Source organism: Hufsiella ginkgonis (genome assembly GCF_009834915.1).
GTDB lineage: Bacteria > Bacteroidota > Bacteroidia > Sphingobacteriales > Sphingobacteriaceae > Hufsiella > Hufsiella ginkgonis.
Genome location: NZ_WVHS01000002.1, coordinates 804,349 through 826,881 on the forward strand (window position 1 = coordinate 804,349; position 22,533 = coordinate 826,881).

At 52.2% G+C, this 22,533-nt stretch carries 24 protein-coding genes; 7 read left to right on the forward strand and 17 right to left on the reverse strand.

Features of this window, described 5'->3' with window-relative positions; genetic code table 11:
• Positions 1–4: 4 nt before the first annotated feature.
• Complete coding sequence (locus tag GS398_RS10350; RefSeq protein WP_160906681.1) at positions 5–1,039, reverse strand: glycosyltransferase family protein; 1,035 nt, start codon at positions 1,037–1,039, stop codon at positions 5–7.
• A 216-nt stretch (positions 1,040–1,255) separates the two neighbouring features.
• On the opposite strand from GS398_RS10350, the gene GS398_RS10355 reads away from it, so the two are divergent.
• Positions 1,256–1,984, forward strand: a complete 729-nt coding sequence (locus GS398_RS10355; protein WP_160906682.1) for an acyl-CoA desaturase — start codon at positions 1,256–1,258, stop codon at positions 1,982–1,984.
• 4 nt (positions 1,985–1,988) lie between these two features.
• Here GS398_RS10355 and GS398_RS10360 read toward each other — a convergent pair whose 3' ends face one another.
• Both GS398_RS10360 and GS398_RS10365 read right to left on the reverse strand, forming a co-directional pair.
• A complete protein-coding gene (locus GS398_RS10360) occupies positions 1,989–2,831 on the reverse strand; it encodes a transglutaminase-like domain-containing protein (RefSeq protein ID WP_160906683.1) in 843 nt (280 codons plus the stop codon).
• A 20-nt stretch (positions 2,832–2,851) separates the two neighbouring features.
• Positions 2,852–3,571: a proteasome-type protease gene (locus GS398_RS10365; protein ID WP_160906684.1), complete on the reverse strand. Its 720-nt coding sequence runs from the start codon at positions 3,569–3,571 to the stop codon at positions 2,852–2,854.
• 105 nt (positions 3,572–3,676) lie between these two features.
• Between GS398_RS10365 and GS398_RS10370 the strand changes: the two genes are divergently transcribed.
• Together GS398_RS10370 and GS398_RS10375 are read left to right on the forward strand one after the other, a co-directional pair.
• Positions 3,677–5,668, forward strand: a complete 1,992-nt coding sequence (locus tag GS398_RS10370; RefSeq protein WP_160906685.1) for a DUF1800 domain-containing protein — start codon at positions 3,677–3,679, stop codon at positions 5,666–5,668.
• A 209-nt stretch (positions 5,669–5,877) separates the two neighbouring features.
• A complete protein-coding gene (locus tag GS398_RS10375; RefSeq protein ID WP_160906686.1) occupies positions 5,878–7,149 on the forward strand; it encodes a DUF1501 domain-containing protein in 1,272 nt (423 codons plus the stop codon).
• Positions 7,150–7,175: 26 nt separating this feature from the next.
• Here the strand turns inward: GS398_RS10375 and GS398_RS10380 are convergent, their stop codons facing one another.
• The 9 genes from GS398_RS10380 to GS398_RS10420 form a co-directional block, all read right to left on the reverse strand.
• On the reverse strand, positions 7,176–7,946 hold the full coding sequence (locus GS398_RS10380) for an SDR family NAD(P)-dependent oxidoreductase (RefSeq protein WP_160906687.1): 771 nt from the start codon (positions 7,944–7,946) through the stop codon (positions 7,176–7,178).
• A gap of 4 nt (positions 7,947–7,950) precedes the next feature.
• On the reverse strand, positions 7,951–9,135 hold the full coding sequence (locus GS398_RS10385; RefSeq protein WP_160906688.1) for a cation:dicarboxylate symporter family transporter: 1,185 nt from the start codon (positions 9,133–9,135) through the stop codon (positions 7,951–7,953).
• Entirely contained in the window at positions 9,128–10,180 is a 1,053-nt protein-coding gene (locus tag GS398_RS10390; protein ID WP_160906689.1) for an MBL fold metallo-hydrolase, read from the reverse strand. The genes GS398_RS10385 and GS398_RS10390 overlap by 8 nt, the downstream gene beginning before the upstream one ends.
• A gap of 12 nt (positions 10,181–10,192) precedes the next feature.
• Entirely contained in the window at positions 10,193–10,804 is a 612-nt protein-coding gene (locus GS398_RS10395; protein WP_160906690.1) for an START domain-containing protein, read from the reverse strand.
• 36 nt (positions 10,805–10,840) lie between these two features.
• Positions 10,841–11,344 carry an isoprenylcysteine carboxyl methyltransferase family protein gene (locus tag GS398_RS10400; protein ID WP_160906691.1) on the reverse strand — a complete coding sequence of 168 codons (504 nt, stop codon included), beginning with the start codon at positions 11,342–11,344 and terminating at the stop codon, positions 10,841–10,843.
• Positions 11,345–11,500: a 3-oxoacyl-[acyl-carrier-protein] synthase III C-terminal domain-containing protein gene (locus GS398_RS10405; protein ID WP_237488171.1), complete on the reverse strand. Its 156-nt coding sequence runs from the start codon at positions 11,498–11,500 to the stop codon at positions 11,345–11,347.
• The gene (locus tag GS398_RS10410) at positions 11,500–12,429 is read right to left on the reverse strand and encodes a type III polyketide synthase (protein WP_160906693.1); all 930 of its coding nucleotides are present in this window, start codon (positions 12,427–12,429) and stop codon (positions 11,500–11,502) included. The genes GS398_RS10405 and GS398_RS10410 overlap by 1 nt, the downstream gene beginning before the upstream one ends.
• 66 nt (positions 12,430–12,495) lie before the next feature.
• Positions 12,496–13,635 (reverse strand): putative sensor domain DACNV-containing protein, encoded by a 1,140-nt coding sequence (locus GS398_RS10415; protein ID WP_160906694.1) that lies wholly within the window; start codon positions 13,633–13,635, stop codon positions 12,496–12,498.
• 54 nt (positions 13,636–13,689) lie between these two features.
• On the reverse strand, positions 13,690–14,631 hold the full coding sequence (locus GS398_RS10420; RefSeq protein WP_160906695.1) for an alpha/beta hydrolase: 942 nt from the start codon (positions 14,629–14,631) through the stop codon (positions 13,690–13,692).
• A gap of 87 nt (positions 14,632–14,718) precedes the next feature.
• On the opposite strand from GS398_RS10420, the gene GS398_RS10425 reads away from it, so the two are divergent.
• Positions 14,719–15,060 (forward strand): hypothetical protein, encoded by a 342-nt coding sequence (locus tag GS398_RS10425; protein ID WP_160906696.1) that lies wholly within the window; start codon positions 14,719–14,721, stop codon positions 15,058–15,060.
• Between the two features lie 26 nt (positions 15,061–15,086).
• On the opposite strand, the gene GS398_RS10430 is transcribed toward GS398_RS10425, so the two are convergent.
• From GS398_RS10430 to GS398_RS10445, 4 genes are all read right to left on the reverse strand, one after another.
• A complete protein-coding gene (locus GS398_RS10430) occupies positions 15,087–15,848 on the reverse strand; it encodes a sulfite exporter TauE/SafE family protein (protein ID WP_202406013.1) in 762 nt (253 codons plus the stop codon).
• 107 nt (positions 15,849–15,955) lie between these two features.
• The gene (gene dinB, locus GS398_RS10435) at positions 15,956–17,065 is read right to left on the reverse strand and encodes a DNA polymerase IV (protein ID WP_160906698.1); all 1,110 of its coding nucleotides are present in this window, start codon (positions 17,063–17,065) and stop codon (positions 15,956–15,958) included.
• A gap of 86 nt (positions 17,066–17,151) precedes the next feature.
• The gene (locus tag GS398_RS10440) at positions 17,152–17,985 is read right to left on the reverse strand and encodes a sugar phosphate isomerase/epimerase family protein (protein WP_160906699.1); all 834 of its coding nucleotides are present in this window, start codon (positions 17,983–17,985) and stop codon (positions 17,152–17,154) included.
• A 20-nt stretch (positions 17,986–18,005) separates the two neighbouring features.
• A complete protein-coding gene (locus GS398_RS10445) occupies positions 18,006–19,367 on the reverse strand; it encodes a 3-keto-disaccharide hydrolase (protein ID WP_160906700.1) in 1,362 nt (453 codons plus the stop codon).
• A 114-nt stretch (positions 19,368–19,481) separates the two neighbouring features.
• On the opposite strand from GS398_RS10445, the gene GS398_RS10450 reads away from it, so the two are divergent.
• From GS398_RS10450 to GS398_RS10460, 3 genes are all read left to right on the forward strand, one after another.
• Positions 19,482–20,063 (forward strand): Crp/Fnr family transcriptional regulator, encoded by a 582-nt coding sequence (locus tag GS398_RS10450; protein WP_160906701.1) that lies wholly within the window; start codon positions 19,482–19,484, stop codon positions 20,061–20,063.
• Between the two features lie 151 nt (positions 20,064–20,214).
• The gene (locus GS398_RS10455; RefSeq protein WP_160906702.1) at positions 20,215–21,150 is read left to right on the forward strand and encodes a ring-cleaving dioxygenase; all 936 of its coding nucleotides are present in this window, start codon (positions 20,215–20,217) and stop codon (positions 21,148–21,150) included.
• A gap of 1 nt (position 21,151) precedes the next feature.
• Positions 21,152–21,781 carry an alpha/beta hydrolase gene (locus GS398_RS10460; protein ID WP_160906703.1) on the forward strand — a complete coding sequence of 210 codons (630 nt, stop codon included), beginning with the start codon at positions 21,152–21,154 and terminating at the stop codon, positions 21,779–21,781.
• Between the two features lie 2 nt (positions 21,782–21,783).
• On the opposite strand, the gene GS398_RS10465 is transcribed toward GS398_RS10460, so the two are convergent.
• The gene (locus GS398_RS10465; protein ID WP_160906704.1) at positions 21,784–22,533 is read right to left on the reverse strand and encodes a tetratricopeptide repeat protein; all 750 of its coding nucleotides are present in this window, start codon (positions 22,531–22,533) and stop codon (positions 21,784–21,786) included.

The window sequence follows — 22,533 nt, forward strand, 5'->3', positions numbered from 1 at the left end:
CCCGCTACGATTGCTTTAAATAATTGTAAGAATCCCATTCGGCGAACGGATCGGCCGTGTGCCTGGCTACGATCTTTTCAACGATGCCGCTGGTCATGTCCGGGTAATTAACCGGGATAATGGTGTCGTTGCCGAGCCATGCAGAGATCACCTCTTCGTGCCTGGGCTTCAGGTTATTGATTACAGGCACGCCCATTGTTTTGAGTGCGGCGGCGTTCAGGTGCTGCTCATACTGGCCTTTCATAGGCACTACCATCAGTTTTTTGCCCATAAAAAGCGCTTCTGCGGGTGTTTCGAACCCCGCCCCGCACAGTACGCCCGCGGAGGCGGCCATGCTTTCGATAAACTTCGCGTTGTTTACCGGCTGCAGGCTTACGTTCCTGATACGCGAAGTTTTCCTGTTATGCTTGGAAAAAACGTCCCACTCTACGTCCGGGAACTCCGAAAGCCGTTTCACCAGTTGATCGTCATCGTATGCCGGCAGGTACACAGAAATATGTCCCTTATTCTTCAGTTCCTGCGTTCTTACCTGGCTCCGGATCACGGGCGTAAAGATCGACTCGTTATAAGCCGCAAAGTGAAAACCATACTGGCTGCTGGAAGGCGCGTAGTTGTTCAGGATCATCTTCCCGATCATGTCGGTATGTTCCGCGCGCGGGGATTCCGGCGCCAGCACCGCGGCCTGGTGGCTCAAGGCGATACAAGGCTTATTCTTAGCATAACACGCCCATGCCGAAACGGGTTCGAAGTCGTTGATCACCAGGTCGTAATCCGCTACCGGCAAAGTGTTTACACCCTTAATGAATTTTCTGAAACTGGCTTTGGCAATAGTTTTCCACAGGTCGACGCCACCCTTTTTTCCGAAAATGAAGCTCAGTCCTCTTAGTTTATATTTAACGGGGAATGGCAGCACGAGGTCGCCCTGGATCCCGCTTACCAATACGTCCACCTGGCCATGTTGCCGCAGGCAGGGTACTACGTCCATGGAACGACCGAGATGACCGTTCCCGGTACCCTGGATAGCATAAAGGATCCTCATAAGCGCCGACGAAGTTTACTCATTGCAAACAGTATGGTAAAGGTAAGGTTTTGATATTAAGATATTGTTAACAGGTCATAAGCTGATGAGGTGCTGTGTTTTAGCCGCAAAACAGCCGGACAGGGCGCGGGCTATTACCCAAAAAATGTTATCTTCGCGTTTTAAACTACCGGCCGTAAGTAAACATAATTTAATGCCGGCCGATTACTCATTTTTATGATCATTCTAGCTTTCTTTCTCGCCCATTGGTTCCTCTCCTTATTCTTTCAAACATTTTTCCTGCATCGCTATGCATCTCATAAAATGTTTAAGATGAACCAGTTTTGGGAAAAGGTCTTTTACTTTATGACCTTCTTTTCGCAAGGTTCATCTTTCCTGAACCCCCGGGCTTATGCCATTATGCACCGCATGCATCACGCGTACAGCGATACAGAGAAAGACCCGCATTCCCCCCACTTCATTAAAGACGTATGGGGATTGATGATCAAAACCAAGAACATTTACCTGGATTACCTTCGTTATAAGATCGAGCCCGAGGAGCAGTTCATAGACAGGTACCCTACCTGGTCATTCGTGGACCGTTTTGGCGACCTCTGGATCACCCGTGCCTGCTTTATCGCTTTTTACATTACTTTTTATGTGTATTTCGCCGAGTACTGGTGGATGTACCTGCTGCTTCCTGTCCACTTCCTGATGGGGCCTATCCATGGCGCCATCGTTAACTGGTGCGGTCATAAGTACGGGTATTCCAACTACGACAACCACGACCATAGCAAGAACACCCTTCCCCTCGATTTCCTGATGCTGGGTGAGCTTTTCCAGAATAACCACCACAAAAAACCGAACGACGTAAACTTTGCGAAACGATGGTTTGAGCTCGACCCTTCTTACCCGATCATCAAGGCGATGCATGCGCTGAGGATCATCAGGCTGAGAAAAGTATAGTAGCCTACAGGTAACTTACCCCTTTCATCTCTGATGGTATATAATTGTGCGGCACGAACCCGTCTATCGCGTTACACGAAACCTGGATATAACCACCTGTGATATTGCCGAATATGTTGGCAATCGCAGTATCGGCGGCGTCACGTCCGGTAGCGATCTTAACCATCCCGTTAAGGGGAGCAAGCTTCGTGGCGTCAAATAATACCCAGTCTCCACCCAGGTAAGCTTCGAAACAGGCATGAAAGTCCTGCGGTACCAGCTTATAAGAATACCCCGTAAAATACCTCGCCGGGATAGAAAGCGCCCGGCAAAGCGCAATACCCAGGTGTGCAAAATCACGGCATACACCGGCTTGCTCCGTTACCGTATCGTAAGCGGAGGTTTGTGAATTGGTAGAGCCGCTCAGGTATTCTACGTTACGGTGGATCCACTCGGTAAGCTTAACCACCTGCACATAGGGGTTGCGGATATGCCCGAACTTATTGTTAGCCAGCCTGTACAGTTTATCCGACTGGCAATACCGGCTAGGATACAGGTATGGAAAAACCGAGGGCTCCAACCGCGCCACCGGAACCGGTTTTTGTTTCCGGTGATCGGTGATCTTGTGCGACGTATCTACGGTGGCCTTATACGAGATCCTCAGATCCGCTTTCTTAGGAATATCGAGGCGGATAAACCGGTTTTCGCCGTGAGCAGAAGTGAGCTCTTCCGTTCTTACGTAGGGCTCAACGGAAAAAGTCTCGAACAGCACCGCCTGGTTGGGCGATCGCAGCGCGTGGATGTTTAAAATGATCGTGCCCTTGCCCGTTACGCCGTATTCCATGTCTGCAGCGATCTCGAATTTCATAGTACAGGATATTTATTGTGTTACGTAAGTTTCTTAAATGCCGGGTCCATCCATTTATCCGGGATATTCTGCAAGGCGGTAAGCAGCTCTTTTGCCCATTGATCCGATACGCTTTCGAGGTCCTTTTTCTCGTACCGGTGTTCGGCGATGCAAAAACTACCCTTCCGGTATAATACCACATCGATGGGAAAATCTACGTTATTGGAGCTCACCCGGGTGGAGTCGAAAGAAAGAAAACCCGCCTTAAGCGCCAGCTTCAGGTCTGAACCTTCGTCGATCACCCGGTTCAGGATCGCTTTTCCATGTCCTGAGTTGCCAATGATCACGAAGGGTGCGCCCTGCCCCAGCTCCACCCAGTTTCCTTCTGGGTACAACAGGAAAAGCTTATGCTCCTCATCGTCCTTCAGTTGTCCGCCAATGATCGTGTTGAGATCGAACTTAAATCCAGATTTTTCCAGGGAGGTTTTATCCTCCTCGGCCACCCTGCGTACCTGTTCGCCAAAGGCGTTTACCGCTTTGTACAGTTTATTGTACTCCTCGCGTTCCACCAGTTCCTTAAAGTACACGATCGCCTTATCACGGACGGACCTCAGGCCGCTGGTCATGATAAAAAGAGAATAACCCTCTTTTTGTTCAGTAAAGATCTTCTTTTTAACGGTGGTATCGGTGCCGGAAGTGATCCGGGTATCGGCTATAGCCACGAGTCCCTCTTTCACTTTAATTCCGAGGCAATAAGTCATGTTGATCGATGCGTGTTTGAATGGGCAAAATACCAAAAAAAGTGGTTGCTGTTAAACCTCTTGTCACTTTAATAGTCACACCTCCAAACAACGCAACAACCGGTTATGAGAAAAGCAACGAGACCCCTCCCTGTACTCCTGGCGTTTATATTCACCGGGTTCTTTTTTTCGTCGCTAAGCGATGATAAAGCGCCTTTTACCCTGCCCTATAAAAAGGCGGGACTTACCGATAAACAGGCTGCGGCACATTTACTTAGCCGTTTCAGCTACGGTCCAACGCCGGGCCAGGTAGCCGCAGTTGCCGAGATGGGGCCCGAAAACTGGCTCAGGGAACAGCTCGACGGCAAGATGCCTGACGATGCGTTGAACCAGCGCCTGGAAATTTACGATGCGATCGATCTCAGCAATGAACAGGTCGCACAAACGTATCCCAAACCAGGACAGATCATCCGTATAGGAGTAAAGGAGGGTATCATCAGCAAGGATTCCGTCAATAAAAGCGACAAATCCGAATACCGCGCCCAGCTAAAACAACTGATGGACAGCAAGGGCATGAAACCGCAGCAGGAGCTTTTCCGCCAGTTCTTTAACCAGAAGATCCTTCGTGCGGCTTATTCCAATAACCAGTTTCGCGAAATCATGACGGATTTCTGGTTCAACCACTTTAATGTTTCGCTTACCAAGAACGATTGCGCCACCTATGTGCCGGCCTACGAGCGTGAAGTGATCCGTCCGAACGTATTCGGCAGGTTTAACGCCTTGTTGATGGCTACCGCGAAATCGCCCGCCATGCTCTATTACCTGGATAACTTCAGCAGTTCCGGCGCGAATGCGCGTACTCCCGATCCGCGTGCGGCGCAGCTCCGTAAGCGGGTGGAACAACGGATCATGGCACAGGGCGGCAGGATGGATACCATGAACAACCCGGTCGCGCAACGGCTTCAGCAGGCAAAAAAAGCACAGGGCTTAAATGAGAATTATGCCCGCGAGGTGATGGAGCTGCACACCCTGGGCGTTGATGGCGGTTATACCCAGGAAGATGTTACCCAGGCTGCACGTGTACTCACCGGCTGGACGGTTAACCCGGCAATTACCGGTTACGTTAATCCCGCGGTACAAAAAGCAATGGCCAACGCCGGTTTGAACAGGCAACAACGGCAGGGAGGAGTTACCGAAGGTGATTTCCTGTTTGCCGCCAATCGCCACGACCCAAATGAGAAGACTGTTCTCGGCAAAAACTTCCCCGCCAATGGCGGGATGGAAGAAGGTGAAGCGCTGCTGAATATGCTGGCTCGCCACCCCTCCACGGCTAAATTTATCTCGAAAAAAATCGCTATCCGCTTTGTAAGCGATAACCCGCCGCAAAGCCTGGTGGATAGAATGGCAAAAACTTTTACCGACAAGGATGGCGATATCCGCGAAGTGATCTATACGATGGTATCCTCCCCGGAATTCTGGAGCAAAGAGGCGCTGCGCGAAAAAACCAAGTCGCCATTTGAATTGGCCATGAGTTCGGCCAGGGCGCTGAATGCCGATATCAGGCAACCCTACCAACTCTACACCTGGATCGCTAAGATGGGTCAGAAGATGTATTATTACCAGGCACCAACCGGGTTCCCTGATAAGGGGCACTACTGGATCAATACCGGCTCGTTATTAAACCGTATGAACTTCGGCCTGGCCCTCGCCTCCCAGCGGATCCCGGGCGTAACCATCGACCTTGCTGCGCTCAACGATCACCATGAGCCGGAAAGCGCCGTCGCCGCCCTGGTTACTTACAGCAAGCTGGTAATGCCCGAACGCGATATCGAAGCGACCGTTAAGCGCCTCACCCCAATGCTGAACGACCCTAACCTGGAAAAGAAGATCGACGCCGCAGCGGGGAAAACCGCTCCGCCCGCACAACCCGGCGCCGCCACGATGACCGAAGAACCGTTGATGGCGTCAGCTCCCGCGAAAAAAACCGTCGAACAGCCGTTGAAGAAGAACGCCAAGAACACTGGAAATAATACCTCTTCCTACGCACCGGGAACGAATACCATGCTGGCCCAGGTGATTGGGATCATTATCGGGTCACCGGAGTTCCAGAGGAAGTAGCTATCAGCTATCAGCTATCAGCTATCAGCTATCAGCTATCAGCTATCAGCTATCAGCTATCAGCTATCAGCTATCAGCTATCAGCTATCAGCTATCAGCTATCAGCTAGGATTCGGCGCGAGGCCGGAAAATATGTTACAAAAAAATAAACTTCATTTACACTCAAATCCGGCTGAAAGCTGACTGCTGACCGCTGACAACTACCGATCATGACAACACGAAGAGCATTTCTAAAATCCGGCGGCCTTGCCCTGTTTGGGATCGGGCTGGGTGGTTTACCTTCATTCTTAGCGCGCGCTGCAGAAACGGGTAACACCCTCATCAACCCGTTTAAGCGGCGTAAGGTATTGGTGTGCATCTTCCAGCGCGGAGCGATGGACGGGCTCATGGCAGTGACACCATTCAACGACCAGTATTTAAAAGCGGCACGTCCTACCCTCTTTATGTCGGCCGCAAAAGGCGGAAAAGGCACTCCCCTCATCGACCTCGACGGACAGTTCGGGTTGCATCCTGCCATGAAGGCTTTTGAACCGATGTTCCTGGAAAAACGACTCGCCATTGTACATGGTGTGGGTTCTCCGAACAAAACACGTTCGCACTTCGACGCGCAGGATTATATGGAGTCAGGAACACCTTACAGCAAAGGGACACCCAGCGGTTGGTTAAACCGCGCCGTAGGATTGCTGGGGCATGAAGCAGCCACTCCATTCCAGGCCGTAAGCCTGACCTCGTCCATGCCGCGCTCCTTTTATGGAGACAGCCCGGCGGTAGCGATCAATAACCTCCAGGATTTCTCCATACAGATGCGGGGAAACGTAAAAGGCGCCAGCATGGCCGCAAAAAGCTTCGAAGACCTGTACGATCAAACTTCCCCGGGCCTGCTCAAAGAAACCGGTAAAGAAAGTTTCGATGCGATGAAGATGCTGCAGAAAACGGACATTAAGAACTACCGGCCTGCAAATAACGTGGTATATCCTGTTTCGCCGCTTGGCAACGCGCTCAAACAGATCGCGCAGCTGATCAAAATGGACGTAGGCATGGAGGTAGCGTTTGCGGAATCGGGCGGCTGGGATACCCATTTCAACCAGGGTACCGAACAGGGGATCTTCGCCCGCAACGTGAGCGACCTCAGCAATAGTATCATGGCTTTCTGGAGCGACATGAGCGGGTACCAGGATGACGTAACGCTGATGACCATGACCGAATTCGGACGTACGGTGAAGCAAAATGGTACCGGCGGCACCGATCACGGTCGTGCATCCTGCAGCTTTATCCTCGGCAACGACGTAAATGGCGGGATCGTTCACCAAAACATCCGGCCGCTATCGGCTGATAACCTGGAAGACGGCCGCGACCTCGCAGTGAGTACCGACTTCAGGAGCATGTTCAGCGCCGTAGCGGATAAACACCTGTCGATTAACAACGATAAAGTGCTCTTCCCGGATTGGAAGGGAGAAAAGATCACGGTGATGAAAGGTTAACAGCGTACAAGAATATTGTAAGTGACTTATTGTTCCTCATAATGCCACGTCAGCCCGCCGTCGACGAAATACGTGGACCCGGTAACGTAAGCAGCTTCATCCGATGCCAGGAAAGCGACAATGGCCGCCACATCTTCCGGTTTCCCCAATCTTTTCATCGGGATATTTTCCAGTACGCTGTTAAGAAGTTCTTTATTTTCTAACAATGATTTATTGATGGGTGTAGAGATCGCCCCGGGCGCCACGTTATTTATCCTGATCTGGTACGGGGCAAGCTCTGTCGCCAGGTTTCTTGTTAACATTTTCAATCCGCCTTTGCTGGCGCAATAAGCGGCGAAATGTGGAAAAATAATTTCCTCGTGGACGGAACTCATGTTCACTATTACGCCCGGCTTTTTACCGGCCATGCAGTATTTTACAAATGCTTGTATTCCAAAAAAGACACCTTTCAGGTTAGTATCCATTACCAGGTCGTATTCTTCTTCGGTAACGTCCCAGAAATCATGCTTTTTCTCCACCCCCGCGTTATTTACGAGGATATCTAAAGCGCCGAACACCCCGGTGGCTTCGTTTACGAGCCGCACAGCCTCAGCGGTGATACTGATGTCGGCGGTAATAAATTCGGCCTTGCTTCCCATTTCTGTGATGGCGCGGATCAGCGCTTCTCCGCGTTCATCCAGCTTACGTCCGTTCAGGATCACCTTTGCCCCTTCCGAGGCCATGCGAAGCGCACAGGCGGCACCGATCCCCTGGCTGCTGCCGGTTACCAGGACGGTTTTATTTACGTATCTTTTCATGTATTCAGGGGATGATCACGACTTCTTTCTCACTTTTCGCGATCGCTATAGTGGCCACCCCGTTACCGATAAGGTTGGTAATGGCACGCGCCTCGCTCATGAACTTATCCACGCCCAATAAAAATGCCAATCCTTCTACCGGGATGTTGTGGAGCGCCGTTAGCGTAGAAGCCAACACGATGAAGCCGCTTCCCGTAACCCCGGCTGCGCCCTTGGAGGTGATCATGAGGATGCCGATGATACTGATGATCTCGGCCGTGCTCAGGTGCACATCATACAACTGTGCCAGGAAGATCACCGCCATCGAAAGGTAAATGGACGTACCGTCCAGGTTAAAAGAATAACCTGTAGGCACTACCAGGCCTACCGTCGATTTGCTGCAACCGATGGTTTCCAGCTTACTCATCAACGCGGGCAGTGCCGGCTCCGATGACGATGTGCCAAGCACCAGTAAAATTTCTTCCTGGATGTATTTCAGGAACTTAAAGATGCTAAGCTGGTAATACCGCAGGATGGCGCCAAGGACCACCAGCACGAAGATGATCATCGTCAGGTAGATACTTCCTACCAGTTGCGCCAGCGGGACCAGCGTCCTTAAGCCAAACTTTCCGATGGTAGAGGCCATTCCTGCAAACGCCCCGACCGGCGCCAGGTACATTACGTACTTAAGGGCCAGGAAAACGATCTTCGATACACTGGTGAGCCCCGCCACTAACCGGTCTTTTTTAGGCAGGTAATTTAACACGATGCCCGCTACGAGGGCAGCGATCAGCACCTGCAAGGTAAGGTTAGACGAAAGTAACCCGCCCCAGTCTACACCCGTGCCAGCTTTGCCGGTGTATTTGCTGGCATCGCCGACCTGAAGTTGGGTTTTATCGATCTTGCCGGGCCGGACCAGCAGTGCCACGGCTACCCCGATGGCTAACGCAAAAGTGGTGACTACCTCGAAATACAACAATGCTTTTACACCGATCCGACCGGCTTTTTTCATGTCCTCCATTCCGCAGATACCCAGCACGATGGTAAGGAAAATGATCGGCGCAATAAAAACCTTGATCAGGGAAATAAAAGCCTTGCCGATACTTTCGGTTTTCACGGCCGTTGCCGGGAAGAAATGGCCCAATAAGATGCCGCAGATAATTGCAATGAGCACCCAGAAAGTAAGGTTGGTTAGCAGCTTTTTATGCATCCTGATGAGGTTTTTCCCGCCACCAGCCGCTGGCGGGATAGGTCAGGTCTAATATAACTGGTTCGCCGATCAACGGCATCGTAAACCTGAGTTTTTTTTCGTTCGCTGCGGCCTCGGTTAACTTTGCGGGCTCGTCCCAGGGGTGGAAGGCGAGGTCGAACTTTCCCCAATGCACCGGCATCAGCACCTTCGCCTGCAGGTCGAGCGCTGCCTGTACCGCTTCCTGCGGATGCATGTGGATATACGGCCAATCCTTGTTGTACTGCCCGGTTTCCAGCATGGCGATGTCGAACGGGCCGAACCGGGCGCCGATCGCCTTAAAGTGGTCCCCGTACCCGGAGTCTCCGCCTATGAACAACGACCACCGCTCCCATTTCAGTACAAAAGCGCTCCACAGTGACTGGCCGCGTTTTATGCCCCTGCCCGAGAAATGCCTGCCGGGAACGGCTGTAAGGGTGACCTCCGGGAAAACGGCTGCCGAATCAAACCAGTCGAACTCGGTGATCTTCCCGGGATCGATACCCCAACGCTCCAGGTGTGCGCCCACTCCCAGTGAAGTACAGATCTTCTCCACCTTGGGTGCGAGCTTTATCACGGTTTTATAATCCAGGTGGTCGTAATGATCATGTGTGATCACCAGGATGTCGACTTTTACGAAATCTTCGGTATCATATACGTCGGTGCCGGCGAACGCTTTCGCGATAAAAGAAACGGGCGAGGCATTACCGCTAAAAACCGGGTCGACAAGAATCGTCTTGCCTTTAAACCGGATCATATAAGAAGAATGCCCGAACCACACGATTGCCGGCCGCTCATCGCCCAGGGCGGCCAGGTCTGTTTTTACCGAGGGGAGCGGAAACGGCGGGCGAACGGAGGCCGGCTTGTTCATGGTATGGAACAGCAGCTTAATGAGCGACGCTTCTTTCAGGGTGACTTCCGTGGGCACCGGGTTCTGGAACGAGCCATCACGGTAGTTGGGCGATTGTTTAATCTGTTCCAGCCTTTTCCCCGAGGGCAGCGAACCAAATGCGGCAAGTAAACTCATAGGGATAACGCGCTATAGTTTTTGATTCTGAACGATGTCTCTCAATTTCATGAACGAGGTATACGGCCCGGTGGAGCTGGCCATGTTCACAAACCACGCAGGCAACGATCCGCCGGGATCTACCGAAAAGGTATAGTCAACGGCCAACCTATTGTCTGGCAGCGCCTTCACTTTCCATACCGCCAGTGAATACGGGGTACGCACCAATCCCTTCTTTTCGGGAACAAAGTCTGGCATGCTTGATCCGGTGATGCTCAATACATTGCTTACCGAATCTACCGATATCACGATCCGGGTGATCGCATCCCGGTTAGATAATGGCCAGGGCAGCCCGATCTCGGAGTAATAAATGAATTTGTAAGGATTGTCCTGTTTGAGCATGTACGCTTTCCTGGTGGCGTATGACCATTTATAATGATCTTGTACCTGTTGCAGTGTTTTGATCAACTGCGCGAAATTTGCGCGAAACTCGCACACCACGCGGATCTCTTTAAACTTTTCGCTATCGGTTTTACGGGTATATACTTCGATCCCGTTTTCATTTCGTTTAAGGTCCCATTTCTCCTGGGAAAAGCCTGTGGAAGCGCAAAAAATAAGAAGTATCGATAAGACCGGCCTGTACATACGTGGGGTTGAGTACCAAAATACGAATTTACATCGCTATTTATCGTTCATCATCTTCCAAACCCGGTTCTCCTCGGAAATTCGCACATATAACATCGCCGCATTGAGGATGCTGAACACGATAGCTGTGGTATACAGGTGAAAAACCAGCGGGATGAGCGCGATCTCGCCGACCACGATCATGTAATTGGGATGTTTAACCACTTTGTAGATTCCCCTGGTGACAGGCTGCATGCCCGGGATGCGGTATATTTTGGTGTTCCAGAAAGTGCCCAGGGATGCGATCACCCAGTATTTAAAGGCCAGCAGCGCCAGGAAAATAACGAGTACCGGTATATTCATGCCTGTGCCACCCCGCAGGTAATACTCCACGATCACCGAAACCAGGAAGCAGGTATGCATCCCAACCATAACAGGGTAATGCTTTTGCCCGTATTGTACGGCGCCATTAGCCAGCAGCCACTTCTCATTTTTCGAAGAAACATAGAGTTCCGAAAGACGCTGCGCTACCAGGAAAGAGATAAAGATCAGGAAGGCCATTTATTTCGAATGTGTCATGCGTAAAAGTACCATTTCGCTGGAAAAGCCGGGGCCCATAGCGAGCATTAATCCATACCCGTCGTCAAATCCCTCCCGGAGAAACTGTTCGAGCACGTATAAAACCGTGGCGCTCGACATATTCCCATAATGCTGCATCACACCGGCGGTGCGGCTAAGTTGTCGCGATCGATCTCCAGCGCATCTACGTACGCATCGAGCACCTTTTTACCGCCGGGATGAAACACGAAGCTTCGGATGTCTTCCAGCGTTAAATTATGACGCGCCAGGAAGCCGGTTATATCCTGCCGCACGTGCTGATGAATAAGCGTGGGAATATCTTTTGAAAACAACACCTTAAAACCGGTATCCCGGAAGTCCCATCCCATCACGTCGAGCGAATCGTAATACAGCTTGCTGCCCGAATCGATGATGAACACCTGTTTCCCGGCTTCCGTAAACCAATCCTGTTTTGGTGCATGGTTGTCTCCTTTTATGATACATGCGGCAATCCCATCCGAGAACAGGCTCGAACCGATGAAATTGCTCTTGCTGTAGTCGTTTTTGATCAGGGTAAGCGAGCAAAGCTCCACCGATACCAGCAGCACCACCGCATCCGGGTTTGCCTTTGCAGCGATATTCGCTTTTGCCATGCCTGATACCCCCCCGGCACACCCCAATCCCCAAACCGGTGTACGGCTGATCCCCGGATCAAGCCTCATGGCATTGATAATGAGCGCGTCCATACTCGGTGTGGCCAGGCCGGTAGTAGATACGAACAAAATATCGGTGATATCTTCCTTCGCAGTTCCCGCCCGATCGAGACAGTGGGTGATCGCTTCTATCGCGTATCGCAGGGATAATTCAATGTAGTGGTCGTTCCGCTCGCCAAAGGTATTGTTAGCGGCGTAATACGACAGTGGCTTACAGAAATTGCGGGTTTTTATTTCGGTGCTGTCAAACGCGGCCAGCAGCCGGTCTATCTGGGGAAAATTCCCGATGAACAACTCGCGGGCTTGTTTTTTTACCGCTTCCTGGTCTGTCCTGTCCGGAAAATCGATGGTAGAAACTGCGGCTATGAAAGGCATATATAGAGTATACGTCTATAAGCAATTAAGTGGTTGGCTTGTTTTACCGGTGCTTAACTTTTGAGATTAGAGCAGCAAAGCGTCTACGCGGTGGGCATGTACCATCCCCTCGCATTCCGACCAGGAAAATACCGTAAAACGACCATCCTGCGATGCCACCAGCGCCAGCGCATCATGCTGATCATGTACGAATTGCGCGGCCGAGAGGTGCCGTGTCCCCCCGTTTTGCGTAGGATGGATAACACGTACCGGGCTGTTAACCACCGGCTCTGTAAGCATGATCTGCTCTACGGGGCTGCCGTGGAACGAGCGGATGATCTTGGCGCCGAAAGCCAGCAGTTCGTGCTGGTCGCTGATCACGGTGGCGCCATCTACCGCGGTAACCCCGGCTACGCTTTCCACGGCACGGGTCAGCGAATCCTGCCATACGGAATTCCGCTCCGCGGGATGTTGCTTCACCAGCTCGGCGAGACCGGCAAAAGCAGGCATTACCGGGTAAGAAATGGGATGAACGATAGAATCGCGCCAGGCAGTGCTCCCGGAAGGCACCACCAGCAGCGCACCACCCCTGCCATGTGCGCGCATCGAAGCTGCCAGTTGCACGAGCACACTTACGGAGTCGCTCCAGCCTTCGAGACCGGTAAAACCCAGCAGCGATGTTAATAACGCTGGGCAGTCCGGCAATGCCACACTGGTGTCGTCTACGATCTTTACTTCGTCGCCTTTCAATACGGCGATATTCACAAACTTCCCGAAACCGTCTATACGCCGGTGTTTGATCACCAGTAATCCCGGCTCCACTACTTCGAGCACGAAACACAAACCGGGAATTACCCGCGTAGTGCCCCAGACGTACAGCTCCCCCTGCTGGTGCCACACGCCCAGGTGATTTCCGGAGCGCTCAACGGCGGGTGCAAGCTTGGTAAGCAGTGCAGGGCTTAGTTTCAGCGGATGCTCAAAAACCATCGGGTGCATGGCCATTTCGGGCGGCAGTAACGCCAGCGAGATCTTGGGCGGGTGCCCTTCTTCCTTACGGAGGCTGGCCCAGAACGCCGCATCGATCATCATCTCGATCAGGTACTCCGTAGGACAAGGGGCAACCTCGTGCATGCTCCTGGCCATCACCGATGCATGATGATGGAGAAAGTGCGATTCGATGGTAGCTGAAACGGAGCGGGCGGCTTTGTAGGTAGATTCCTGGATCATCGATGTAAAAATATCTTAAAAAATGGGATTAGGAAATAGAGAATAGAGCGCTTCCTATTTCCTGTTCCCCCCAAAGATCTTCCTTAAAAACTGGTCGGTGTACGCTACCGTTGGTGTAAACCAGGGTTCGAACAAACAAAATGAATGAGGAGCGCCTTCAAAAGTATGCACCTCTGAATAGGTATGAAAGGTATCGAGCACCTTTCGAAAATCGTCGCGGCCGGCATGCATGCGGTCCACCGCGCTGTTCAGGAACAAAGTTGGCGGGGTATTTTTTCCAACATGTGCCAGCGGCGATGCCTGTGCCCATAATGCCGGGTTGTCCTTTTTTGCAAAGCCAAACCACCAGGTAGCGGCCGAAACGGACCGGCTGTCGTCGCCTTCCCCCGATTCGGGATGGACGAATGACAGGGTGCCGTCGATATCTACAATGGCTTGCACCTTTTGGGTAGTGCCCAGGTAAGCCGCCAGTTCGCCCCCGGCAGAAAAACCGAGCACCGCTACCTTGTTACGGTCGGCATGAAACTGCGTTGAGTTGCTGCGCACCCATTCCAATGCCGCCTGCAGGTCTTCGATGGCCGCAGGGTAAAGCGCCTCTGTCGACAGCCGGTATTCTACAGTGAAACAGGCGTACCCCCGTTCTGCCAGCTTCCGGGCAAGCGGGATATGCTGTGAGCGATCGCCGCTTCGCCAGCCTCCTCCATGGATGATGAGGATCGCCGGAACAAGTTTACGGCGCTTGCCGGCCGGGTAAAAGGCGTCGAGATGCAGGTCCCGGTCGTTCAAAGAACGGTAGACCATCGCGGGAGCTTCTTTTACGGAAGCCGCCTGGCCTACCGCGGCAATACGGATCTCGGGGTATTTTTTTACCGTGCTTTGAAAAGCGCTCCAGGTAGTATAAGAGGTATCGCGTTTCCCGGTAAGGCCGTCGGTACGCTGCCCGTATAACCGGGATGCCGCCGTGAGCAGCAGCAGGAAAACCATTCGTTTCAACATAGCATAATAACGAACAATAGTAAAGATTCGTCCGCATTCTTTTATTTCCAGGCAAAACATTTCTGGCGAAGAACTGCTTATTCGTACATGACATTATCAGACCAGGAATTCAGGGAAGAATTTAAGCCCTTACAGGTGCCCCCTTCCTATGACGTAAGTGATACGAAAGAGAACAAAGTGGTATTTGCCCTCGCCGATCTTGGCAAGGGCACAGCCGATGAGGTAGTTAGCAAGATAACGGAGTTTGAGCCAGGTTTCCAGGATAAAGGCACCATGATCTCTACGGGCGATATCCTCCAACGGCTCTATGAAAAAGGCTTGCTAAAAGGCACTGAACACGAAGGAGCAATGGTGTACAACCTGAGTAAGATCACGGAAGCGAACGATGGAGAAGTGGAGCCCCGCCTGCTCGCGCCGGGGCTGGACTAGTTATTTAGCTAACCTGGCCTGTTGGTCTATTTGAACAGCACATCATAGGCAAATCTCGCCAGGGTACCTACCACCACCAATAAAAAAAATACGCGGATAAAGCCGTTTCCCTTAGCTATCGCCAGTTTTGCGCCCAGCCATCCGCCGGCCGCATTGCTCGCCGCCATGGGGAGCGCCACTGCCCAAATGATCTTGCCTTTTACGAGGAACAGGCAAATGGAGCCGAAATTAGTGGCCAGGTTCACCATCTTGGCATTGGCCGATGCGTGGAGAAAATCGAAGCCCAGGATCACCACGAAGGCCAGCACAAGAAAACTGCCGGTACCGGGGCCGATAAATCCGTCGTACACCCCGATGATCATGCTGATCAGCACCGCGTAAGTCATTTGCCGCGCCGGAGAATGGTTTTTGAGGATATGCCGGCCGAAATCCTTCTTCGAATACGTATAAATGGCTACCAGCGAGAGAACCGCCAGCAGCAGCGGCTTCATAAAGTCGTTCTTTACATGGGTAAGCAGGTACGAGCCCATAAACGCGGCGGCAGTAGCCACCACCATCATCACGGCCGGCAGCTTCCAGTTCACCTGCACTTTTTTGAGGTATTGCCAGGCCGCGAAGCTCGTGCCGCTAAACGCCGGGATCTTAAGACTGCCTATCACCGTAACCACCGGGAAGTTGCCGAGTAACAGGAGGCTTACCGGCAGCTGGATCAACCCGCCCCCGCCCACTATAGCATCTACAAATCCTGCGGAAAAAGCGGCCAGGCAGAGCAATAACAAAGTGGTCATTTCCATCGGCGGCAAAAATACCTAAATCTTTTTCGCACGAAGTTCCCGATCCATGGTAAAGTGTATAAAAAAGACCGCGGGCGCCGCCCCCGTTACGTCACTTCTCCCTATTCCGGGAACAAAAGCAACACCGACGGATCTTTTGCCGACCGTTTCAAATCAGGCTCCTTAAAGTTCGAAAGTGACACCCCAAGCAGCCTCACCCGCTGATTTTCTTCAAACGTAGCAGCCAGCAGGCTTTTAGAAACCCGGGCGATGGCATCTGCATCATTCACGGCGGTTGCGAGCGAGGTACCCCGGGTGATCTGCTTAAAATCGGCATACTTGATCTTTACCGTAATAGTGCGTCCCTTGATTTCGTTCTTCTCAAGCCGCTTGCTTACGATCACCGATAGCTTTTCCAGTTCCGGGTTCATTTCCTCCAGCGTGGTAAGATCGAACGCGAAAGTATCCTCCGCACCTACCGATTTCGTTTCCCGGTCGGGCTGTACCCGCCGGTTGTCGATACCCCGTACGATTTGGTAATAAAACCGGCCGGGTTTGCCAAAATGGCGGACAAGCTCCTGCTCCGGCAGTTTCTTCAGGTCGGCGCCGGTGAACAGGTGCAGGCTCTTCATCTTTCCGGCGGTGACCTTCCCTACGCCAAAGAACTTCTCCACCGGTAGCTTTTCCATAAATGTCCCGATAGATGACGGCCCGATGAACGTGAGCCCATCGGGTTTATTCATATCTGAGGCGGTCTTGGCCACGAATTTATTCACAGAAACACCCGCGGATGCGGTGAGCTGCAGCTCCGCTTTAATAGCGGCCTTGATCGCTTTCGCAATATCGATGGCCGACCCGATGCCAGCCTTATCGCTGGTAACGTCGAGGAAAGCCTCGTCGAGCGACAAAGGCTCGATCAGGTCGGTATACCGGCTGAAAATCTCGCGGATGTGATTGGAAACCTCTTTATAAACCGCGAAACGCGGCCTGATAAAGATCGCCTGCGGGCAAAGCTGCTGCGCTTTTTTTGATGACATGGCAGATTTAACACCAAACTTTCGCGCTTCATAGCTTGCGGTGGCCACCACACCTCCGCGTCCCTCCGGCGAACCGCCGACCACGATGGGCTTACCGCGATATTCGGGGTTGTCCCGCTGTTCCACCGATGCGTAAAAGGCATCCATATCAATGTGAATGATCTTACGTACAACCGGTGCAGAAGGCTGATCCATGAAAATTGGAGTATCGGATCAAATATAAGATAAACCTACAACGCAGCCCCTGGCGGAAAGGTAGGAAACGGATGATCTTTCGGCACCTATGATAGCTTTTGAAGATAATTCACATTGTGTTTCATGCTTTCAAGCGGGGAGCTGGCATACTCTTCCTGTTCCACGAAAAAGTACCGCAGGCCCGATTCCTTACCATGATCGAGCATGGCAGCGATGTCAAGTCCGCCTTTACCAAATTCTGTGCTTCGTTTTTTTGCCAGGTCCATGTCCTTCAGGTGCCACAGCGGGAACCTGCCGGGATGATTCTTAAAATACGCCAGCGGATCTTTGCCCGATGCGATCACCCAGCCGAGGTCCAGTTCCATATTTACCAGTTTCGGATCAGTATCGCTAAGCAGCACATCGTACAACACTTGCCCGTTCTCCTCCCCAAACTCGTAATCGTGGTTATGATACCCGAATTTGAGGCCCATTTTTTTACACTCCTCACCGGCTTTGTTAAAGGTGTCGGCAGTCTTCCGGTAATTGCTTACCGTTTGTCCGCTGGTTGGCATCGAAGAGCAGATCAGGTATTCCTGTCCCGCCTCAGCGGCCTCGGCTATCGTTTTTTTCCATTGCCCGTCTATGTGTACGTGTCCGCTCCGGAGCGTCATGCCCAACGCGGTACAGATTTCCTTGATTTCCTTCGGCTTTAAGCCATAATAGTTGCCTTTGGCGCTTCCGGCAGATTCGATCTGTTTAATGCCGAGGCCTGCAACCTGTTCGAGCGTACCACGGGCGTCTTTCATCATCGAATCGCGAAACGTGTACAGCTGCACCCCGATGTTCTTCACTTTTCTTTCGGGCGCGATAAATGACGGGAGCACAACGCAACCCGCGGCAAGGGCGGTGAGCTGGTGCAGGAAGGTGCGGCGGATCATGAATGTGTTTTTAGCAGTTTTTACTTCAACTCTTTAATCTTAATACTCCTGTACGAAACCAGGTTGCCATGGTCCTGGATCAGGATATGTCCTTTCGGCGCCATCCCGAAGTTTGGCCAGCTTTTATACTTGCTTTCCGCCACCAGGGCGAGGAATTCGGGGGAACCGCGGGTGTATTCCACCACTTTATAGCCGTTCAGCCAGTACTCGATGCGGTTATCGGGGTATGCGCGGATGATAGCCTGGTTCCATTCCCCGATCTTTTTCTGCGAAAGGGCAGGTATCTTTTTAGAAGCGATCAGGTCATATAACGATGCCATGGTGCGGTTTCCATTCTTGCCAAGCTTAGCATCGGGGTGACGCTCATCATCCAGCACCTGGTATTCCGGGCCTATGGCCGATCCCTTGTTACCTTCGGATTCCGTTACGTAGTATTTAACGCCGCTATTGGCGCCCTCTGTAAGCCGGAAATCAAACTGAAGCTCAAAAGCGCCGTATTCTTTTTCCGTGACGATGTCGCCGCCGTTGGTAGACTCCGCTCCCGTAGAAGCGAGCACACTCAGCTCACCGTTCTTTACTTGCCATCCTTTGGCGGGGAACGCCGGCTTATAAGCGCCGCGCCAGCCTTTGGTGGTTTTGCCATCGAACAGCAGGTAATAACCGTTGGCCTTCTCCTGTGCTGAAAGGTTATTAGGCACCAGGTTGGCCACAAAGATCTTGTCAGGGGGCGACGGCTTAAGGTTTTCGGTAGCGATGCGGATCTTGCGCCAGCGTATTTGCTTACCCGCCTTGTCGCTGCTGCCCACGGCATGTACCTGCAGGGAAATAAATCCCGAAGGTGTCATGGCATCTACCGTGTTAGAGGTAGGTATACCGTTCACCCATACGCGGATCACGTTGCCGATGCACTCGATGCGGTATTTGTTCCATTGGCCGTTCTTAAAAGCCTTTTTTCCCGGGAGATTATACTCCAGGGTGTAAAGCCAGCCGCGGCGGGCTTCGTCGTATAAACCGCCGCTCCATTGACGAGCCGACGGATCTACCTCTACCTGGTAGCCATGCACCCGGCCGTTATTATATTCCGGCTTGCTCTCACTGCGGATCTGGATCCCGGAGTTCATCGACGTATCTACGTTCAACTCCAGCTCGAGAATAAAATTACCATAGTTTTTCTCCGTGCTTAAAAAAGAGTTTGGCGTGCCTGCCACGGTGGTACCGATGATCTCGCCGTCCTTTACTTCGTACCTGGCCTTTCCGTTCAGCTGTTTCCAGCCGGTTAGGTCTTTGCCGTTAAACAGGCTTGTCCATTTTTGTGCTTGTGCGTTTGTGGCAAACAGCACCAGCAGCACCGATAAACGGCCGATAAAAATCTTAGGGGTCATGATCGTATTTCAATTGGTTATACACCGCGGTTCAAGCGTGTAACGCAGGTGCTCATTTCAGCAGTAAATATACAATTGCATTTCAAAAAGAAAGCAACGCCGTTATATTTGGCCATGTTCCGGGAAATCGACAAACATATTACACGCTGTGCGCCCGTTAGCGGCTACGAGCTGGAAATCCTTCACGGGAGATTAAAAAGTAAGACCGTAAAAAAGAAGACCCTGTTGCTGCGGCAGGGTGAGGTTTGCCGTTTTGAAGCGTATATCATCAAAGGCTGCGTTAAAAAATATTATATCGACCAGCAGGGCGACCAGGTGATCCTCCAGTTCGCCGTAGAGGACTGGTGGATCAGCGATATCGGCAGCTTTTCGGAACAAAAACCGTCGAATCTCTTCATCGAGACGCTGGAGGATACCGAGCTGCTGGTGATCGACTTCGAGAACAAAGAGATCCTGTTCCGAGAGGTCCCCCGCCTCGAACGGGTCTTCCGCATCATGGTGCAGCGGTCGTACTCGGTGCTCGAAAGCCGCTTTTATGCCGCCATTACGCATACCGCCGAATCCCGTTACCTCGATTTCGTAAAACGGTACCCGCAGATCGTTCAACGCGTACCGCAGCAACAGATCGCCTCCTACCTCGGCATTACCCCCGAATCGTTAAGCAGGATTAAGAAGCAGCTCATGGCGAGAAAGTGAGCTTTTAGCTAACTGCTGATAGCTGATGCCTCATTTCTTATCCTACATCAATTTTCCCCCGCATTATGCCCCATAATTTTGTTTCGACAAACAGCAATGACGATGGCTCGCGACTTCTAAACAAACCAACAGCTTTTAAAAAAACAAGATTATGAAAAATAACATTCAAGGCCTCCACCACATCACCGCGATCGCTGGCGGGGCAAAAAAGAACTACGACTTTTATACCCGGGTACTGGGTCTCCGGATGGTAAAGAAGACCGTTAACTTCGACGATCCGTTCACCTATCATTTCTACTATGGCGACCGTGTGGGAACGCCGGGCAGCATCCTCACCTTTTTCCCGTGGGAAGGCATTACCGCCGGAAGACGCGGTTCACGGCAGGCCACCGAGATCGGGTATTCGGTTCCCGAAAACAGCTTCGATTTCTGGCTGAAACGCTTCGAAGCCAACAACGTGATCTTTAATAAGCCCGCCGAAAAGTTTGGGGAGCAGTACCTGACTTTCCTGGATCCCGACGGACTGAAGCTGGAACTGATCACCCCGAAAACGCCCGACAACCGCCTGCCCTGGGAAACCGGCGAAGTAACCGCCGAACATGCCACCAAAGGCTTTCACAATGTGACCATCACTACCAACCAGTTACAGCCAACTGCAGATGTACTGACCGGTATTTTTGGTTACAAACTGGCCGAACAGCATGTAAACCGGTTCCGTTTTGTAACCGGTGCCGCCGGGAACGCGAACATCGTGGATGTGGTAGAAGTGCCTGGCGAACCCATCGGTCATGTAGCCGGCGGATCCGTACACCACGTAGCCTTCCGGGTAGAAAACGACCAGGTGCTTATGGAGTTCAGGAACAAGATCGTTGCCGCCGGCCTGCACATCACCGAAAAGATCGACCGCAATTATTTCTACTCGCTATATTTCCGCGAACCGGGCGGCGTATTGTTCGAGATCGCTACCGATAACCCCGGTTTCACTATCGACGAAAGAATAGAAGAACTCGGCACCGGCCTTAAGCTGCCCGCCCGGTACGAACATATCCGCGAAGACATTAGCAGTAAATTACCCAAGCTCATTTAAAATGTATACCCACAGCAAAGAAGTGCTGGTAACCGGGACACCGGTTGCCGGCGCAAAGAGAGCGATCATCATGCTCCACGGGCGGGGCGACTCGGCAGGTAACATCCAGTCGCTCGCCAGGCACCTGGAACTGGCAGACACCGCGATCTTGTCGCCCCAGGCCACCAATCACAGCTGGTATCCTTATAGTTTTATGGCGCCTGTTGCAGACAACCAGCCCGCACTGGATTCGGCACTTGCCCTGGTGGGCGAAATCGTCGGAGACCTCCAGGAAGCCGGGATCCCTCCCGGCGAGGTCTGCTTCCTCGGCTTTTCACAGGGCGCTTGTCTCGCATTGGAATACACGACCCGGAATGCCGCACGCTTTGGCGGGGTGATCGCCTTTACCGGCGGGTTGATCGGCCAGACGCTGAACCCGGGTAACTACGCCGGCGATTTCGCGGGAACACCCGTATTGATCACCACCGGCGATCCCGATCCGCATGTACCTTTATCCAGGGTGAACGAAACGGTGACGGTATTGGAAAAGCTGAATGCTTCGGTAATTCTAAAAGTGTACAAGGGGAGGGCGCATACCGTTCAGCCGGTTGAACTGGAACTGGCCCGGAAACTGGTGCTTAAAACAGGATAAGCTCAGATCTCCCGGGTGGCGGCAACCGGCATCCACCCTTCGTTTCCGCTGGCGAGACTGATCCTGATCCAGCCGCCGTTTGTTTCGAGCACGTCGACTTTCGTTCCACTGTGCACTACGAACAGTGATTTCGACTGGACGGAAGGACCGCTCTTAACCGTAACCGATCCTTCGAACACCACCGATTGGTGATGGTCCCGGAAATAACGCTCCTGCAGGCCGGCCATCAAAATGGCCGCCAGGCCAAGCAGCACCAGGATCAGCGAAACGAAGAACGCGCCTTTTTTGAGCGCCACCGATCCCGCGAAAAAATAGGCGATCACAGCCGCGGAGCCGAGCAAAATAAACACCACCGCGCAAGCCGCCAGCGCATCGGCCGGGAAGGCCAGGATCGCCGACCGCCACCATTTGGCAAGAAAGAATTCGGGCACGGCCTCGATCTTATCGGTGATTTTCGAGTTCGCCAGCAAGAGATTAAAACGGATGTCCTCATCGCCCGGCGATAACCTGGCTGCTTTCTCATAATAGAGAATGGCCGACGGGATATCGCCGGTTTTGTAACAGGCATTGGCCATATTATAATATAAAGGAGCGGATTGAAAGCCTTCGGAAATTAACCGCCGGTAGGTAGCAGCGGCTTCTTTATACTGTGATTTTGCATATTGCGCGTTTGCCCTCCCGAACAACGACGGGTCTTCCGCGAAGGCGCAAAAAGGCAGCACAAGCAATAAAAATAAGGCCAGTCTTTTCAT